General features: G+C 67.1%; 17 protein-coding genes. 9 read left to right on the top strand and 8 right to left on the bottom strand.

The features are described 5' to 3' along the window. Positions 1 to 58: 58 nt before the first annotated feature. Entirely contained in the window at positions 59 to 511 is a 453-nt protein-coding gene (locus ACSQ24_RS09975; RefSeq protein ID WP_436094516.1) for an Lrp/AsnC family transcriptional regulator, read from the bottom strand. Between the two features lie 113 nt (positions 512 to 624). On the opposite strand from ACSQ24_RS09975, the gene ACSQ24_RS09980 reads away from it, so the two are divergent. After that, complete coding sequence (locus tag ACSQ24_RS09980; protein WP_436094517.1) at positions 625 to 1,584, top strand: nucleoside recognition domain-containing protein; 960 nt, start codon at positions 625 to 627, stop codon at positions 1,582 to 1,584. 70 nt (positions 1,585 to 1,654) lie between these two features. Here ACSQ24_RS09980 and ACSQ24_RS09985 read toward each other — a convergent pair whose 3' ends face one another. Beyond that, complete coding sequence (locus tag ACSQ24_RS09985) at positions 1,655 to 2,542, bottom strand: LysR family transcriptional regulator (RefSeq protein WP_436094518.1); 888 nt, start codon at positions 2,540 to 2,542, stop codon at positions 1,655 to 1,657. Positions 2,543 to 2,646: 104 nt separating this feature from the next. On the opposite strand from ACSQ24_RS09985, the gene ACSQ24_RS09990 reads away from it, so the two are divergent. Continuing rightward, positions 2,647 to 3,639, top strand: coding sequence for a zinc-dependent alcohol dehydrogenase family protein (locus tag ACSQ24_RS09990; RefSeq protein ID WP_436094519.1), 993 nt, complete (start codon positions 2,647 to 2,649; stop codon positions 3,637 to 3,639). Positions 3,640 to 3,661: 22 nt separating this feature from the next. Here ACSQ24_RS09990 and ACSQ24_RS09995 read toward each other — a convergent pair whose 3' ends face one another. Further along, positions 3,662 to 4,747 carry a Kelch repeat-containing protein gene (locus tag ACSQ24_RS09995; RefSeq protein WP_436094520.1) on the bottom strand — a complete coding sequence of 362 codons (1,086 nt, stop codon included), beginning with the start codon at positions 4,745 to 4,747 and terminating at the stop codon, positions 3,662 to 3,664. Between the two features lie 145 nt (positions 4,748 to 4,892). Here ACSQ24_RS09995 and ACSQ24_RS10000 point away from each other — a divergent pair, with 145 nt between their 5' ends. The 5 genes from ACSQ24_RS10000 to ACSQ24_RS10020 all read left to right on the top strand — a co-directional run bounded on the left by ACSQ24_RS10000 (position 4,893) and on the right by ACSQ24_RS10020 (position 11,109). Then, a complete protein-coding gene (locus ACSQ24_RS10000; protein WP_436094521.1) occupies positions 4,893 to 5,654 on the top strand; it encodes an SDR family oxidoreductase in 762 nt (253 codons plus the stop codon). A 136-nt stretch (positions 5,655 to 5,790) separates the two neighbouring features. Next, positions 5,791 to 6,519: a cation transporter gene (locus tag ACSQ24_RS10005; protein ID WP_436094522.1), complete on the top strand. Its 729-nt coding sequence runs from the start codon at positions 5,791 to 5,793 to the stop codon at positions 6,517 to 6,519. A gap of 157 nt (positions 6,520 to 6,676) precedes the next feature. Continuing rightward, positions 6,677 to 7,612 (top strand): sulfurtransferase, encoded by a 936-nt coding sequence (locus tag ACSQ24_RS10010; RefSeq protein ID WP_436094523.1) that lies wholly within the window; start codon positions 6,677 to 6,679, stop codon positions 7,610 to 7,612. Between the two features lie 6 nt (positions 7,613 to 7,618). Further along, positions 7,619 to 8,869 carry a YeeE/YedE family protein gene (locus ACSQ24_RS10015; RefSeq protein WP_436094524.1) on the top strand — a complete coding sequence of 417 codons (1,251 nt, stop codon included), beginning with the start codon at positions 7,619 to 7,621 and terminating at the stop codon, positions 8,867 to 8,869. 254 nt (positions 8,870 to 9,123) lie between these two features. Then, positions 9,124 to 11,109: an acetyl-CoA carboxylase biotin carboxylase subunit gene (locus tag ACSQ24_RS10020; RefSeq protein WP_436094525.1), complete on the top strand. Its 1,986-nt coding sequence runs from the start codon at positions 9,124 to 9,126 to the stop codon at positions 11,107 to 11,109. 85 nt (positions 11,110 to 11,194) lie between these two features. On the opposite strand, the gene ACSQ24_RS10025 is transcribed toward ACSQ24_RS10020, so the two are convergent. Beyond that, positions 11,195 to 11,815, bottom strand: coding sequence for a helix-turn-helix domain-containing protein (locus tag ACSQ24_RS10025; protein ID WP_436094526.1), 621 nt, complete (start codon positions 11,813 to 11,815; stop codon positions 11,195 to 11,197). A 96-nt stretch (positions 11,816 to 11,911) separates the two neighbouring features. On the opposite strand from ACSQ24_RS10025, the gene ACSQ24_RS10030 reads away from it, so the two are divergent. Then, entirely contained in the window at positions 11,912 to 12,886 is a 975-nt protein-coding gene (locus tag ACSQ24_RS10030) for a threonine ammonia-lyase (RefSeq protein ID WP_436094527.1), read from the top strand. Positions 12,887 to 12,892: 6 nt separating this feature from the next. On the opposite strand, the gene ACSQ24_RS10035 is transcribed toward ACSQ24_RS10030, so the two are convergent. Together ACSQ24_RS10035 and ACSQ24_RS10040 are read right to left on the bottom strand one after the other, a co-directional pair. Then, on the bottom strand, positions 12,893 to 13,732 hold the full coding sequence (locus ACSQ24_RS10035; protein ID WP_436094528.1) for an aminoglycoside phosphotransferase family protein: 840 nt from the start codon (positions 13,730 to 13,732) through the stop codon (positions 12,893 to 12,895). 109 nt (positions 13,733 to 13,841) lie between these two features. Further along, entirely contained in the window at positions 13,842 to 14,621 is a 780-nt protein-coding gene (locus ACSQ24_RS10040; RefSeq protein WP_436094529.1) for an SDR family NAD(P)-dependent oxidoreductase, read from the bottom strand. A gap of 384 nt (positions 14,622 to 15,005) precedes the next feature. Here ACSQ24_RS10040 and ACSQ24_RS10045 point away from each other — a divergent pair, with 384 nt between their 5' ends. Continuing rightward, positions 15,006 to 15,443 carry a DUF1489 family protein gene (locus ACSQ24_RS10045; RefSeq protein WP_436094530.1) on the top strand — a complete coding sequence of 146 codons (438 nt, stop codon included), beginning with the start codon at positions 15,006 to 15,008 and terminating at the stop codon, positions 15,441 to 15,443. Between the two features lie 120 nt (positions 15,444 to 15,563). On the opposite strand, the gene ACSQ24_RS10050 is transcribed toward ACSQ24_RS10045, so the two are convergent. Both ACSQ24_RS10050 and ACSQ24_RS10055 read right to left on the bottom strand, forming a co-directional pair. Then, entirely contained in the window at positions 15,564 to 16,016 is a 453-nt protein-coding gene (locus ACSQ24_RS10050) for an HIT family protein (RefSeq protein WP_436094531.1), read from the bottom strand. A 4-nt stretch (positions 16,017 to 16,020) separates the two neighbouring features. Beyond that, positions 16,021 to 16,242: a hypothetical protein gene (locus ACSQ24_RS10055; protein WP_436094532.1), complete on the bottom strand. Its 222-nt coding sequence runs from the start codon at positions 16,240 to 16,242 to the stop codon at positions 16,021 to 16,023. Positions 16,243 to 16,256: the final 14 nt, after the last annotated feature.

A 16,256-nucleotide genomic window follows, 5' to 3' on the forward strand; every position in this document is an offset into this window, starting at 1 on the left:
GTATGCGGAATTTTGTATGCAGGATAATGCCGCTTAGTTCGAGGCTGTCGCTGTTGGCTCAAAGCGGGATCGCCGTCGTCTCCTTGCCGGTCTTCTTGACGATCATCGTGTAGTAGCGCGTCACGTTGCTGCGTTCGTCGAACAGCAGCTCGCACAGCGCGGTCACCTCGTCCATGTCGGCCACCCGCAGCATCAGGATCGCGTCGGTCTGGCCGGTGACGCTATAGGCCTGGACGACCGCCGGCTGGCGCGATGCCAGCTCGAGGAACTGCCGCCGGCTCGGCTCGTCATGCCGGGCGAGCTCGACGGTGATGATCACCTTCAGCCCCTTGCCGGTCTTGGCGGGATCGAGGATCGCCACGGTGCGCAGGATCATGCCGGCCGCTTCCAGGCGCCGGATCCGCCGCAGGCAACTCGATGGCGCGAGGCCTACCTCATCGGCGAGCTGCGCATTGGTGCGTGAGGCGTCGGCCTGGAGCAGGTTCAGGAGCTTTCTGTCGATTCGATCCATCGCGGCCATCCTACGCACTGTCGTGCAATAAAATTGCACGAAGGCGATGATTTTGACCACCACCGCGCATGCATCGGCGCTAGCGTTCCGGCACCAATCGAGGATCGCCGCCGATGCCGCTGCAAACCCAGTTTTACCGCAAGACGGTGGAGACGCTGGCCGTCTACCGCGAGCTGGTGGTGATCATGGTCCCGATCGCCGTGGCGACGCAGGCTTTGACCGAGCTCGGCGTCATCAGGCTCCTGTCACCCTGGCTCGCGCCAGCGATGGGACTCTTCGGCCTGCCGCCGGAGCTGGCACTGGCCTGGCTGACGGGATTGCTGGTCGGGATGTGGGGCGCCGTGGTCGTCCTGTTCACGCTCGTGCCGATGACGGCGCTCAGCACCGCCGACATGACCGTGTTCTCCAGCCTGCTGCTGATGGCGCATGCCATTCCGGTCGAGCAGCGCATCGTCGCCAGGGCTGGGCCGAGTTTTCTGGCGACGTCGATCCTGCGTATCGCCGGCGCGATGGCCTTTGCGGCGCTGTTGCATCAGCTCTTTTCCGCGACGGGCTGGCTGTCGCAGCCGATCGCCCCGGTCTGGAAGCCCGCAGCGGGCGAGGGCGGCTGGATCGGCTTCGCCTATGGCACCGCCAGGACGCTGGTCGTGATGCTCGGGGTCCTGCTTGCCCTGTCCTGGGCGATGGAACTGCTCAGGGCCGCCGGCATCCTCGATGTGCTCTACAGGGGCCTCGCGCCGCTGTTCCGCCTGGTGGGCCTGCGCCAGGAGGCGCTGCCGTTCACCACCGTCGGCTTGCTGCTCGGCATTTCCTATGGCAGCGGGCTGATGCTGGCGGAGGTGCGCCGGCAGCCGATCGAGCCGCGCCAGGTCTTCCTCGCCAGCGTCTTCATGGGCTTCGCCCACAGCCTGATCGAGGACACGCTGGTCGTGGTCGCGCTGGGCGCCGACCTGACCAGCGTGCTGTTCGGTCGGCTGGTCTTCGCGATCGTCGCGACGGCGGCCATCGCCTTTGTCCTCGACCGGTTCCCGGACGCGCCTGTCGCGCCGAGCGATTCCGTGAGCCGGCTCTGACTTAAAATAGGAGACGGATTCGCCGATCAGGTTGGTTCAACCTGATCCGATCCGGCTCCAGCCGCCGGGATCACCCGAATTCGGCAACGACGAAGTCGACGAAGCTGCGTAGCTTCGGGGTCGGGCGGCGGTCCGGCATGAAGACGATGTGCATCGGCCGTGTGGGCCCCTCATAGGCCGGCAGCACCTGGACCAGGTGGCCGCTGGCGAGGTCCTCGCGCAGCATGTCCTCTGCCTGAAGGGTGATGCCGAAGCCTGAGAGCGCTGCCTGTCGCAATGCCTGGCCGTTATTGACCAGGAACTGGCTGCGCACGCTGACGCGCTCGGTGCCAGAGGGACCGGTGAATTCCCAGTCGAACAGAGGCGGGGCGGCCCAGTAGGCGAAGCCGAGGCATTCATGGCTCGCGAGATCCGCCGGCGTCCGTGGCGTGCCGCGCTGCGCAAGGTAGGCCGGGGAGGCACAGGCGATCAGCTGGTAGGGTTTCAGCGCGCGGGCGATCAGCCCTGAATCCTTCAGCGGCGAGATGCGGATCACCGCGTCATAACCTTCCTCGGCGAGGTCGACGACACGATCGGTGAGGGTGAGCTCGACGCTGACTTCGGGAAAGCGCTGCATGTAGCGGGTCAGCGCCGGCGTCAGGCTGTGGGCGCCGAAGCTGAGCGGGGCGTTGATCCGCAGTTTGCCGCGCGGGGTAGCGCGCAGGTTCTGCGCGATCGCGTCGGCCGCCTCGGCCTCGGCCAGGACGAGCTTGCAGCGTTCGTAATAGGCCGAGCCGATCTCGGTCAGGCTCTGGCGCCGCGTCGTCCGGTGCAGCAATCGCGCGCCGGTGCGCTCCTCGAGGAAACGCAGATGCTTGCCGACCATCTGCGAGGACAGGCCGAGGCTGATGCCGGCGGCCGTGAGCGTGCCTGCCTCCACCACCCTGACGAAGACCTCCATGCTGGCAAGACGGTCCATGATTACAAACTCAACGTTTCAAGTGTGGCGATGATACGCCGACTTATCGCGGCATTGCGAGCAATCCATATCGACCTCATCCATCACCGATGAGGAAGCCAGCCATGCCGCGTATCGTTCGTTTTCATGAGAAGGGCGGACCCGAAGTGCTGCGTATCGAGGAGGTCGAGATCGCGCCGCCGGGGCCGGGGGAGCTGCAGATCGCGGTGAAGGCGATCGGCCTCAACCGGGCCGAGTCGATGTTCCGCTCCGGCCCCTATGTCGAGGAGCCGATGTTTCCGGCCCGTCTCGGCTATGAGGCGGCCGGCATCGTCACTGCGCTCGGGCAGGGCGTCGACGGCTTCGCCAAGGGCGATGCGATCAGCATCGTGCCGCCGCTCTCGATCACGCGCTGGGGCAGCTATGGCGAGGTCGCGACGGTGCCGGCGGCCGTTGCGGTGAAGCATCCGGCCGAGCTCTCCTTCATCGAGGCGGCCGCGCTCTGGATGGCGCATGTCACCGCCTATGGCGCGCTGGTCGAGCTCGCGGGGCTGAAGGCGGGCGAATATGTGCTGATCACCGCGGCGTCGAGCAGCGTCGGCATCGCGGCGATCCAGACGGCGCGGGCACTCGGCGCGATCCCGATCGCGGCGACGCGAACGCGTGAAAAGGCGCAGGCGCTAGCTGAGGCCGGCGCGGCGCATGTCGTCGTCACGCAGGAGGAGGATCTGGCGGAGGCCGTCGCCAGGCACACCGGCGGGCAGGGCGCCCGCGTCGCCTTCGATCCGGTCGCGGGGCCGGCGCTCGAACAGGTCTTCGGCGCCATGGCGCAGAACGGCATCGTCATCGCCTATGGCGCGCTCTCGCCGGAGCCGACGCCGCTGCCGCTCTTCCCGCTGCTGGCGAAGAACCTGCGGCTCGCCGGCTACCAGTACAAGGAGGTCGTGCGCGATCCGCGGGCGCTGGAGCGCGCCAAGGCCTTCATCCTCGACGGGCTGAAGCGCGGCGCGTTGAAGCCTGTCATCGACAAGGTCTTCGCCTTCGACGAGATCGTCGAAGCGCATCGCTATCTCGAGACGAACCAGCAGTTCGGCAAGATCGTCGTCGAGGTGGGGTAGCGCTGCCGACGAGCCAGCTGGCTCACCCCAGACTGAACGCCTCATGCACGGCGCTCTGCACGCCGCCGCCCATGACCGGGCCGCCGCCGGCGACGTGGATGGCGTCGCCGACCAAGGCGGCGCCGAGGCCGTGGCGCGGCGTCAGCATCGGGGCGTATTGCTCCCAGCCGTCGCTCGCCGGGTCATAGGCCTCCATCTGGCCGAAGACGCGGTTGGTCCCTTCGCCGCCCATGATGAAGACCTTGCCGCGATAGAGCACGGCGCCATGGCCGGAGCGGGCGGTCGGCAGCGGGTTGCGCGGCGCCCATTTGTCGGTCGCAGGGTCATAGGCGTGGTGCAGGTTCGAGTTGGTGTGGAAGCTGTCGACGCGGCCGCCGATGACATGGATCAGGTTGCCGATCGGCAGCGTTCCGGTGTGGTCGCGCGCCGTCGGCAGCGGCGCCCGCTCACTCCAGGCGTCGGCCTTGGGATCGTAGACGCGGTGCCAGTTGACCGAGGTCTTGCTCTCGGTGGTGTCGCCGATGGCGCCGCCGATCGAGTGCAACAGGCCGTTCAGGCCGACGATCGCAGCCGAGCCGATCGGGCGGGGCAGGGGCGCGATCTGCGCCCACTTATCCGTCCTGGGATCGTAGACGAAGCAGCGCGGATGCGGCTTGCGGTTCTGCTCGAGGAAGCCGCCGATGGCGTAGAGCCTGCCGTCGAGGAAGGCGACGCCGACATGGTTGGCGCCCTGCGGCAACGGCGCGCCGTCGCTCCATTTGTCGGCCTTGGGATCGTAGACGTGGTGATAGGCCCGGTCGGTGCGCTGCTCGCCATAGCCGCCGACGATGTGCATGCGGTCTTCGTAGGCAGTCGCCCAGGCCATCTCCGAGCGCGGCAGCGGCAGCAGGGCCTTCGCGCTCCAGCGGCCGGCGTTGGCCGCCTTTGGCGCCGGTGAATCGAAGACGTTCTGCGAGGCGGCGAGCTCGGGCTTGCCGATGCGCCCGGGCTGGTTCAGCCGCTCGTAATGGCCGCCATGCTGCTCATGCCCGGGCTGCTGGGCGAAAGCGGGCAGGCTAAGACCAGCGGCCCCAGCGGCGATGAAACTGCGACGGCTCAGGCTGGTCATGGCGTATCCTCCCTCGCTAGAACAGCAGGCTAGGTGCAAACGCTGGCAAGCGGCCGGTCTGCGGGGAAAGCAGTTCCGTATACTGCATACGCTGCTATGGTGCGGCACCTGAAACGGTTGAAAACACGGTAGGGCGAGGAAACGCATGTCAGGGCATAACAAGGTCGCGATCATCACCGGCGCCGGCTCGGGCGTCGGCCGGGCCGTCGCCATCGCCTTCCTGAAGGACGGCTACCGTACCGTGCTGGCCGGGCGCCGGGCGGATGCGCTGGAGGAGACGATCAAGCTCTCGGGTGCCCCGGCCGAGCAGGCGCTCGCGGTGCCGACCGACGTGACCGACCAGGGCTCGGTCAAGGCGCTGTTCGCCGCCACCAAGGCCAGGTTCAGCCGGCTCGACGTGCTGTTCAACAATGCCGGCGTCAATGCGCCGGGTGGGATCATGCTGGAGGACCTGTCGCTGGCCGACTGGCAGAAGGTGGTCGACACCAACCTGACCGGCCCGTTCCTGTGCACGCAGGAGGCGTTCAAGCTGATGAAGGACCAGGAGCCGCGCGGCGGGCGCATCATCAACAACGGCTCGATCTCGGCCCATGCGCCGCGGCCGAACTCGATCGCCTATACCGCGACCAAGCATGCCATCACCGGGCTGACCAAGACCTCCTCCCTTGACGGGCGCAAATACGACATCGCCGTCGGCCAGGTCGATATCGGCAATGCGCTGACCGAGATGGCGCAGCGGATGACGACCGGCGTGCCGCAGGCGGACGGCTCGATCAAGGTCGAGGCGGTGATGGATGTCGGCCATGTCGCCTCGACCGTGCTGCACATGGCGGCGCTGCCGATCGAGGCGAACGTGCTGTTCGTCACGGTGATGGCGACCAAGGCGCCCTTCGTCGGCCGCGGCTGAGGCGCACGCTCTCGCAAGCGCCGGCGCGATGAGTGGCGACCCGCTATCGTCATGGTCGGGCCTGTCCCGGCCGTCGACGTCTTGCGAAGCGCATGGCATGCGCGACATTGTCCGGGGCGGCTCTGGAGTGCCTCGCTTGTCAGCCTTCGATGCGTCACAGCAGACTGAAGACGTGGATGGTCGCCACAAGGGCGACCATGACGATGAAGGCGCCGACGGTGAGAGCGAGCCCGGCCATGCTGCGCCGGTCGAACCCAAAGTCGGCCGGGCCTATCGGCTGACGATCTGGGGCATCGCGCTCGGCATCCTGATCTTCGCCGGCAATGTCGTGCTCTGGGCGCTGGCGATCGGCAACAACCAGCTGTTCAAGGACGGTGTCGACTGGGTCTACGACGTCGCACTCTACGGCATCGCAGCACTGGTCTTCGGCCGCGACGAGCGGGCTGAAAAGGTCGCGGCGCTCGGCATCGGCGCGGTGATGGCGGTGGCGGGGCTGCACACGCTCTACGATCTCTGGGACAAGATCGCCCGGCCGCGGCCGATCGAGGTCTTCGCGCTCGGCTTCTCGGCGGCGAGCGCGATCCTGATCGCCTATCTGATCATCGGCGTGCTCTGGCGCTTCCGGGCCGAGTCCAACCCGGTGATCAAGGCGACCTGGCTTTCGTCCCGCAACGACGCAATCTCGACCACCGGCTTCGCGCTGCTCGGCCTCGGCGCACGGCTGCTGCCGGTGCGCTGGCCGGAATACCTGTTCGACGTCTTCGTCGCCTTCCTCTCCTTCCAGGCGACCTGGGCGATCTGGCGCGCGACCAGACAGTCGCGGGATCGGACGAAAGTCGAAGCAAAAGAAGAATATTCTTCCTAGACCAAGGTCGTACGACCGGGTTCTTCCGCCTTGGCGGCAAACAAAAAAATCCTGTGCGGCTTCTCCCGCGGAGGTTGTGGCGAAATCATGGCAGCCCCTGCAATTCATGCCGAAACAGCCCGGTAACCCGGCCCTTTCGGCGCCAAGGAGCGCCAGAATGTCCGTCCTCTCCCTCATCCGCCGTGGTGCGGCCGTGCTGGCCGCGAGCCTCGCGCTCGGCGGCGCGGCGCTGGCCCAGTCCGGCCCGCTGGTCTCGACCGAGTGGCTCGAGAAGAACCTCAGCGATCCCAAGGTCAGGATCGTCGAGGTCAGCGTCGAGTCCGGCATCTATGAGCGCGGCCATATCCCCGGTGCGCAGAACATCGCCTGGCATACCGACCTGGTCGAGACGGTCTCGCGCGACATCGCCGGTCCGGAGAAATTCCAGGCGCTGGCGCGCAAGCTCGGCGTCGACAAGGACGTGACCGTCGTCCTCTACGGCGACAACAACAACTGGTTCGCCGCCTGGGGCGCCTGGGTGTTCGACATCTACGGCCTGCGCGACAACGTGAAGCTGCTCGATGGCGGCCGCAAGAAGTGGGAGCTGGAGAAGCGCCCGGTCGCGACCAACCCGGTGCCGGTCAAGGCCTCGAGCTTCACTGTGGGCGAGCCCAACAAGAAGCTGCGCGCGCGGCTGACGGATGTCGTCGCCACTGTCGAGAAGAAGTCGGAAGCGCGCGTGCTCGACATCCGCTCGCCGGACGAGTTCTCCGGCAAGATCATCGCGCCGGCCGGCTTCCAGGAACTGGCGCTGCGTGCCGGCCATATCCCCGGCTCGGTCAACGTGCCGTGGGCGCGCGCGGTCAACCAGGTCGACGGGACGCTGAAATCGCCGGAGGAGCTGAAGAAGCTCTATGCCGAGGTCGGCATCGACGGCTCCAAGCCGGTGATCACCTCCTGCCGGATCGGCGAGCGCTCGAGCCACACCTGGTTCATCCTCTCGCGCGTCCTCGGCTACCAGGCCGCCAATTATGACGGCTCCTGGACCGAGTACGGCAATGTCGTCGGCCTGCCGATCGCGAACCCGGCCGGTACGGTCTGGGGCGGCAAGTAAGACTGAATGAGCATCTCCGACGATAGCGGCGCGCTGGACTATGAGACGGCGCGCCGGCAGGCGGGGGCGGAGCCGATCAGGCTGCCGCCCTTGCGCTTCATCGCGGCGGCGGTCGTCGCTAGCGCGATCGCAGTCTCGATCTATCTCGTCGGGCGCCATGGCGATCTGGCGCCGCAGCTCCAGCTCTCGCTGATCCTCGGCGCTGCCTTCGGCTTCGTGCTGCAGCGGGCCCGCTTCTGCTTCTTCTGCATCTGGAAGGACTGGCTCGACCGGCGCGATCCGCGCGGGCTGCTCGGTATTCTCATTGCGCTTGGCGTCGGGCTCGCCGGCTACACCCTGATCTACGGCGCCTGGCTGCCCGATCCCTCGGGTCTGCGTCTGCCACCGACGGCGCATATCGGCCCGGTCGGCCCGGCACTTCTGCTGGCCGGGCTCGCTTTCGGCGCCGGCATGGCGATCTCCGGCTCCTGCATCAGCGCCCATCTCTACCGGCTGGGGGAGGGCTCGTCGACCTCGCCCTTCGCGTTGATCGGCGCAGGGCTCGGTTTCATTCTCGGCTTCCTGAGCTGGAACGAACTCTATCTCCTGACGATCTCGGACTCGCCCGTGCTGTGGCTGCCGCGCCAGCTCGGCTATGGCGGCGCGCTTGTAGCTGAACTCACGGTGCTTGGTGCAATTGCGTGGTGGTTGCTGCGAGCTGGTCGGCCAAGCGAGCTGGGCGCTGCGCAAGAAGCGCAAACTGATCCGATCGCCGCGATCTTCCTGCGTCGTTGGCCGGCTTGGCTGGGCGGGCTCTTCGTCGGATTGATCGGCGTTGCCGCTTATCTCCGCCTGTCGCCGCTCGGCGTCACCGCCGAGCTCGGCTCGCGTTCGCGCCAGTTGGCAACCCAGTTCGACTGGCTGCCGGCGCGGCTGGAAGGGCTCGACAGCTTCCGCGGCTGCGCCACCCTGATCCGCGATGCTCTGCTGACGCCGAACGGGCTCTTCGTCGCCGGGCTGGTCGCAGCGGCCTTCGCCGCGGCGCTGGCGGCGGGCGAGTTCAAGCCGCGGCGGCCGAATGGTGGGCACGTGTTGCGTGGGCTGATCGGTGGCGTGCTGCTCGGCTGGGGCACGGTGTTCGGGCTCGGCTGCACGGTCGGCACGCTGCTCTCGGGCATCTCGGCCGGAGCGGCCTCGGGCTGGGTCTTCGCGTTCGGGTTGATCGTCGGCACGACGGCGACGTTGAAGCTCGGGCGGCGGTTGCGGCTGCTCGAATGAAGCTCACCGTCATTACGGGGCAGGCCGAAGGCCTGAGCCCGGAACCCAGAACAGATGCGCGTGATCGCGAAGGGGAGAGGACGAGGTTTCTCAACTGGCGAGCGGCATCGGTTCTGGGTTCCGGGCCCTTCGCTGCGCGAAGTCCCGAAATGACGGGAAGGTTCTGGTGAAGGCGCCCATCCGCACCCTGCGCAACAAGGCGCAGACAAGGGCTTCGGCTGAGCTATAACGGGGCATCGGTTCGAGGATGTCCCATGTCGATTGCCGCCAAACTGCCCTCCATCCTGATCGCCAATCGCGGCGAGATCGCCTGCCGGGTGATCCGCACGGCCAGGCGGCTCGGCCTGCGCACCATCGCGGTCTATTCGGACGCCGACGCCGAGGCGCTGTTCGTCGAGATGGCGGACGAGGCCTATCGGATCGGTCCGGCGCCGGCGCGCGAGAGCTACCTCGACGCCGAGAAGATCCTCGCCGTCGCCAAGGAGGCCGGCGCAGCCTGTATCCATCCAGGCTATGGCTTCCTCTCGGAGAATGCCGATTTCGCCGATGCCTGCGCGGCGGCCGGCATCGTCTTCGTCGGCCCGCCGGCTTCGGCGATCCGCGCCATGGGCCTGAAGGACGCGGCCAAGGCGCTGGTCGAGAAGGCCAATGTTCCGGTCGTGCCGGGCTATCACGGCGCCGAGCAGGATGTGGATTTCCTGGCAAAGGAGGCCGGGCGCATCGGCTATCCCGTGCTGATCAAGGCGGTCGCCGGCGGCGGGGGCAAGGGCATGAAGAAGGTCGACCGGCCCGAGGATTTCGCCGACGCGCTATCGAGCGCCCAGCGCGAGGGCAAGAACGCTTTCGGCGATGCGCGCGTGCTGGTCGAGAAATACGTGCTCTCGCCGCGCCATGTCGAGATCCAGGTGTTCGGCGACAGCCATGGCAATGTCGTCCACCTCTATGAGCGCGACTGCTCGCTGCAGCGCCGCCACCAGAAGGTGATCGAGGAGGCGCCGGCGCCGGGGATGACGCCGGAGGTGCGCGCCGCAATGGGCAAGGCGGCGACGGAGGCGGCGAGGGCGGTCGGCTATGTCGGGGCCGGCACGGTCGAGTTCATCGCCGACGGCCGCGACGGCCTCAGAGCGGACCGCTTCTACTTCATGGAAATGAATACCCGGCTCCAGGTCGAGCATCCCGTCACCGAGGCGATCACCGGGCTCGACCTGGTCGAACTCCAGCTCAAGGTCGCCGCCGGCGAGCCGCTCGGCTTCGCTCAGGAGGATGTCCGCGCCGAAGGGCACGCCGTCGAGGCGCGCCTCTATGCCGAGGATCCGGAGAAGGGCTTCCTGCCCTCGACCGGCAAGCTCTGGGCGCTGCAATTCCCGCAGAGCGAGGACATCCGCATCGATACCGGCGTCGAGGCCGGCGATTCCGTGACGCCGTACTACGATCCGATGATCGCCAAAGTGATCGCGCATGGCCGCACCCGCAACGAGGCGCTCGACCATCTCGCCTTCGCCCTCGGCGAGACCATCGTCGCCGGGCCGCGCACCAATCTCGCCTTCCTGAAGAAGCTCGCCGAGGCGGAAGGGTTCCGGAAGGGGCCGTTCGACACCGGCTTCATCGAGCGCAACATCGAAGCGCTCGGCGCCGAGCCGCAGCCGCTCGATGCGGCGGCGGTCGCGGCCGCGGCGCTGCAGCTCGAGGAGGAGCGCCAGGAGGCGCTGCTGCGTCTCGCTGTCGAGCGCACGGCCGAGGAGGGCAAGTCGCCCTGGCTCGACACCGATGCCTTCTCGCTGATGCCGCGCCCGGCGCTCGGCCTGCCGCTGCTGGTCGATGGCGAGCGCATCGAGGCCAGAATCGAGTGGAATGGCGATGACGCCCGCGTCTCGCTGCCGGGCCACCCGCTGCCCGAGGGCGAGCACGAGGTGACGCTCGCCCGCGCCGAAGCTGGGACTTATCTCGCGCTGCATCGCGGCCGGCAGACCTCCGTCGCGCTGTTCGACCCGTTCAGCGTCGATCTCGATGCGGTCGCCGGCGCTGGCGGCGTGATCAAGGCGCCGATGCACGGCAAGCTGATCGCGCTCTTCGTCACGGCCGGTGAGGCGGTGGTGAAGGGCCAGCGGCTCGCCATCGTCGAAGCGATGAAGATGGAGCACGTCCTGACCGCTCCGCGCGACGGCACCGTCACCGAGCTCGGCGCCGAGCCGGGTGCGCAGGTGGCCGAGGGCGCGAAGGTGGTGGTGCTGGGGGAGTGAGAACGCTTTTCAGAGCCACTGGACGTTATTCCGGACAAGCCGCGTCAGCGGCGTAGTTCCGGAATCCATCGTAGAGCGCTGAGCTCTAAGATGGATTCCGGCGTTCCGCTGCGCTCCAGCCGGAATGACGGGATGAGTCCGGCGCGAAGCGGTAGTGGATCAGGTCGATGACCACGGCTTCCTCAGCTGTCCGGTTGCGATAGCCGTGACGGCGGTCGGCGGGGAAACGCAGCGACTGCCCCTGCTTGAGCGGCCGCCACTCGTCTTCCACCAGCAATTCGACCTCGCCCTGCAGCACGGTGATATGCTCGACGACGCCGGTGTCGTGCGGCTCCGAGATGCTCTCGAATCCGGGCGCGAAGGTAAGCTCGTAGAGCTCGAAACCGAACCGGGCCTCGTACGGAAAGACGAGAGCCCGCTGCATGCCTTCCTGTGACGGGCGCACGCGCAAGTCCGCGGCGTCGCGCATGAGCAGGACATCATCGTCGCCGCTATCCGTCTCCAGCAGCGCGGTCATCGGCACGCCCAGGCCGGTGGCGATCTTCCAGAGCGTCGCGACGGTCGGCATCGATTCTCCGCGCTCGATCTGTCCGAGCATCGCCTTGCTGACGCCGGTGTTCGCTGCAGTCTGGTCGAGGCTCCAGCCGCGGTCGCTTCGGATCGACTTGAGCAGTCTGGGTGTGTCGACGGGGCCGACGGGCTTCATGGCGGGTAATCTCCGATCTGTGCGTTATTGCGCACAGTCCTTTTTTGTGCGTTAAAGCGCACGCGCCGTCGTATCATCCTATCGAAGGCTTGTCCCATGCAGCCGCGCACCAGGCTCGACCTCGAACGCATCCGGCAAGCGCGGCGGGAGATCGCGCCAGTGTTTCGCGACACGCCGCAGTTCGTCGCTTCCACCCTCGGCGCATTGCTGGGTTGTGAACTCATCATCAAGCTCGAGACCGCGAATCCGATCGGCTGCTTCAAGGGGCGCGGGACCGAGGTCGCGATGGCACGGCTGGCAAGAAGCTCCGGTCCCAAGGCCGCCGTCTGCGCCAGCGCCGGCAATCTCGGCCAGGCGCTCGCCTATAGCGGCCGGGCACGCGGCATCGCCGTCAGTGTGATCGCGGGGAAGGGCGCCAATGCCGCGAAGATCGAGCGCATCCGCCGGTTGGGCGGAATGGTCGAACTGGTCGAGGGCGATATCGAGACCGCCCGCGAGCGCGCCCGCGAGATCGCGGCGCGCGGCGAGGCGTTCCTGATCGAGGACAGCGAAAATCTCGACACCTGCGAGGGCGCGGGCACGATCGGTCTCGAACTCGTCGAGGGCTTTGATCGCATCGATACGGTCCTGCTCGCGCTCGGCGGCGGCGCACTGGCCACCGGCGTGGGCCATGTCTTCAAAGCCTTGTCGCCGGCGACCGAGATCGTCTGCATCCAGCCGAAAGGCGCTCCGGCTCTGGCGCTGTCCTGGCGGGCCCGGTCGGTCGTGACCACCGAGAGTACCGATACCATCGCGGATGGCGTCGCCGGGCGGTTTCCGATTCCGGAGGTGCTCGACGACCTGCTCGCCACCGCCGACCATGTGCCGTTGGTCGAGGAGGCCAGCATCATCGAGGGCATGCGGCTGCTCTACCGGCACGCCGCGCTCGTCACCGAGCCGTCCGCGGCGCTCGGCATCGCGGCCATGCTGGAGGACCCCGGGCGCTATCGCGGCAAGCGCGTGGCTACGGTGATCTGTGGGGCGAACGTCTTGCCCGATACCTTCAGCGCATGGATGCAAGCGCAGGGCTGAGCGAGATCAGAGCGCGTCCAGCGCCACGATCGCCCGCTCGGCAACGGCGAGATTGATCTCCGCAAGCGGATCGGCGTCGCCGAGGAACCATGCGGTCGAGAGACCGCACCAGGCCAGGATCCACATCAGCAGGCGGCGGCGCTCCAGCCCAGATTTTGCCAGCACGATCTCCAGCCGGCGCTCGAATCGGCCGGGCAGGGTCGCGACCGGCGGCTCGGGATCGGCGAGGTCGGGATCGCAGAACAGGATGGTGTATTCGAAGGCGCGGTCGCCGATCACGCATTTCGGGTCGATCGCGAGCCAGCCGCGCGCCCCGAAATCGAGGACGTTGTCGTGGTGCAGGTCGGCATGGAGCGGCACGATCTCGCGCTGCGCCGGCAGCAATTCGGTCGCCGCCGCGGCGGAGCGGGTGAGGATGCCGCCGTGCTCCTGCGTCATCGAGAAGAGGTCCTCGAACCAGACTTCCAGCGGAATCAGCCCAGAGGGTGCCGATCCGCGTGGCTTCTGCAAGGCGGCGATGGCGTCGCAGAGAATGGCGGTCGCCTCGTCGTCACCCGCTGCGCCGCTGCGGGCCATGGCGGCGAGCGAGCGGGAGCCGGTGGCGCGCTCCATCAGCATCGCCTCGCCATTGTCGCTGCGGGCGAGCAGGCGGGCGGCGCCGTTGCCGGCCCAGTAGTCGAGCGGCAGATAGCCGAGCCGCTCGTGGTCTCCGTCCGGGAGCTTCAGCATCGCCGGCTCGCCATGCTGCAGGACTGGCAGGAGGTGGCTGCCGGGCGTCCTGATCGGCGTGCCATCGGGTTCGAGATTCCAGCGGGTCAGCCAAGGCGAAAAAACACTGGTTGGCATCGTCGGTCGTCTGTTCCGTCATTGCGAGCGTAAGCGAAGCAATCCAGGGGGATTGCGTGTACCGTTCTGGATTGCTTCGTCGCTGCGCTCCTCGCAATGACGTCGGATGTCAATCGGCGGCCCGGCCACGGCCCATCAGCGGGAATTGCTCGACCTCATAGATCTGGCCGGAGACGTGGCCGCTCTCCTCCGACAGCCAGAAGGCGGTGTGGGCGGCGATCTCGGCCGGCTGCATGATCTGGCCGAAGGGGGCGAATTCGAGCGGCACTTCCTTCTCCCAGCCCGGCTTCTTGCCCTCGCGCTGCTGCGTTAAGTCCTCGTTGGCGGTGAAGGTCCAGCCGACATTGAGCTGGTTGACCCGGATATGCTCGCGCCCGAGCGTGTTGGCGAGGTTGCGCGTCATCGTCATCAGCGCCCCCTTCGACATCGAATACACCGTGAGGTTGGAGTTGCCGCACCAGGCGTTGATCGAGCCGACGGTGAGGATCGAGCCACCGGATTTCTGCAGGCGGAAGGCGCGGATCGCCGCCTCGGCGCAGAGCAGCGGCGCCCGGGTGTTGATCGCGATCATGTGGTCGAAGAAGGCCGCCGTGGTCTCGCCGAGCACGCCGCGCGGGTAGATGCCGGCATTGTTGACGAGGCCGTCGATGCGGCCGAAGGCCTTGCGCGTCGCGTCGACCAGTGTCTGCGCGGTTGCCGGCTCGGCGAGATCGCCGATCGCGCCGGCGGTCGAGGGACCGAGCTTGCGGCAGGCGGTGTCGACCTCGCCCTGATCGCGGCCATGGATCAGCACCTTGGCGCCCTCGGCGATCAGCCGCTCGGCCATGGCGTAGCCGATGCCGGTCGATGAGCCGGTGACGAGAATGGCCTTGCCTTGTAGTCCGCGCATGTCGTGCCTCCGTTCGGGTCGGCCGCCTTACTAGCCTGTAGGAAAGGCGCCGTCATGATCGCGCTGGCGCCGGCCACCCCCGCGCGGCGCGTTGTCGTTATGCTCGGCCTTGTCGCGTGCCTGTGCCTTGCCGCCGTGCGGGCAGCTCGTTCCCTTCTCCCCCTGCGGGAGAAGGTGGCCCGCAGGGCCGGATGAGGGGTCGCGCAGGTCTTTGAGGCTTCGGACAGGCCTGGGCTGAGCCGACGATCAGCGTTACGCGACCCCTCACCCTAACCCTCTCCCGCAGGGGGAGAGGGGATATGTCGCGCCTGTCACATGGCGGCGTCTGTGGAGAATACGGTGAACCTCTGGCGAGGGGCGCCGGCGAGGATTAGGTTGCCCGCCATGCCGCTCCATATCCTCAAGCTCTGCGTCGGCGCCGAATCGATCAGCGATCTCGAACAGTGGATCGCCGAGCGGCAGGCGCAGCGCCGCGCCCGCGGCGAACCGGCGGAGCAATTGCACACCACCCGCATGGTGCCGAAGCGGATCGAGGAGATCGTCTCCGGCGGCTCGCTCTACTGGGTGATCAAGGGCCAGGTCTCGGCCCGCCAGCGCCTGATCGACATCCGCCCCTTCACCGATGGCGAGGGCATCGGCCGCTGCCATCTGGTGATGGAGCCAGTGGTGGTGCCGGTCGAGCCGCGCCCGTTCCGGCCGTTCCAGGGTTGGCGCTATCTGCAGGACAAGGACGCGCCGCGCGACATCTCCGAGCGCAGCGGCGATCTCGGCGTGATGCCGGAGCAGATGCGGCGTGAACTGGCGGAGTTGGGGCTGCTGTAAGCTCGGGGCGGCGCGCCGCCATCGCCGCGTTCTTTGATGATCTGCGCCGCAGGCTTGATCGGAGCCTCAGTGTCCGCGGAAAGGGCTGCGCCCACACTTCTTAGAGACGCTGCTGAGTCTTTAGCTGCTCCTCAACGATTCTCGCAGCTTTGCGGCCGCCTGCGTCACAGCTGCCAACTCCTGCTCGGAGTTCATTCTGTCACGTGCATGCAGCAGCGCCGGGCGCACGGCTTCGATGGATTTTCCGAACTGGGCCATCCAGGGATAGCGAGGCACCATCCAGAAGTTGAAATGGTGCTTGGTGTCTTCGTTGTAGAAATAATAGACGAACTCGATCCCGATCTGCGCCTGAGCGCGCCTGATCATTTGGACAAGCGGTAAGAATTCGAGCGTCTCTACCGCATTCATGTCCAAAAGTGACCGGAAGTGACGTTTCGACGCGACGATCACGAGCGCGGGGACGGGATATGCGACATCCTGGTGAGCGTGGAAATGCTCTGTCTCATAGATCGCGCCGCCAACGCTTGCCCTGCGTCCGGAAGCAATCTCACAGCTCAGGCAGGCAGCGCTCACGCCTTCACAGATACCTCGAATACGACTTGCGTGCGACAGGGGCGAACCCGGTCGAGCCGGCGGCGGAGAAGAAGCCAATGAAGGCGGCCATTGCGATGACCCAGAGGACCGCCATGCGGGTGAGTGTGCGTTTCTCCCGGAAGGCGCTGAAGGCATGCAGGCGGACCGCCCGGCGCAGATCGAGCTCGTCGAGCGTGAAGGTCGTCTTGCGGTCCATAGAACTCATCAGATCGGGCCTAC

The sequence above is a fragment of the Allobosea sp. LjRoot237 genome (genome assembly GCF_964253285.1).
In the GTDB taxonomy this organism is placed as follows: Bacteria; Pseudomonadota; Alphaproteobacteria; order Rhizobiales; family Beijerinckiaceae; genus Allobosea.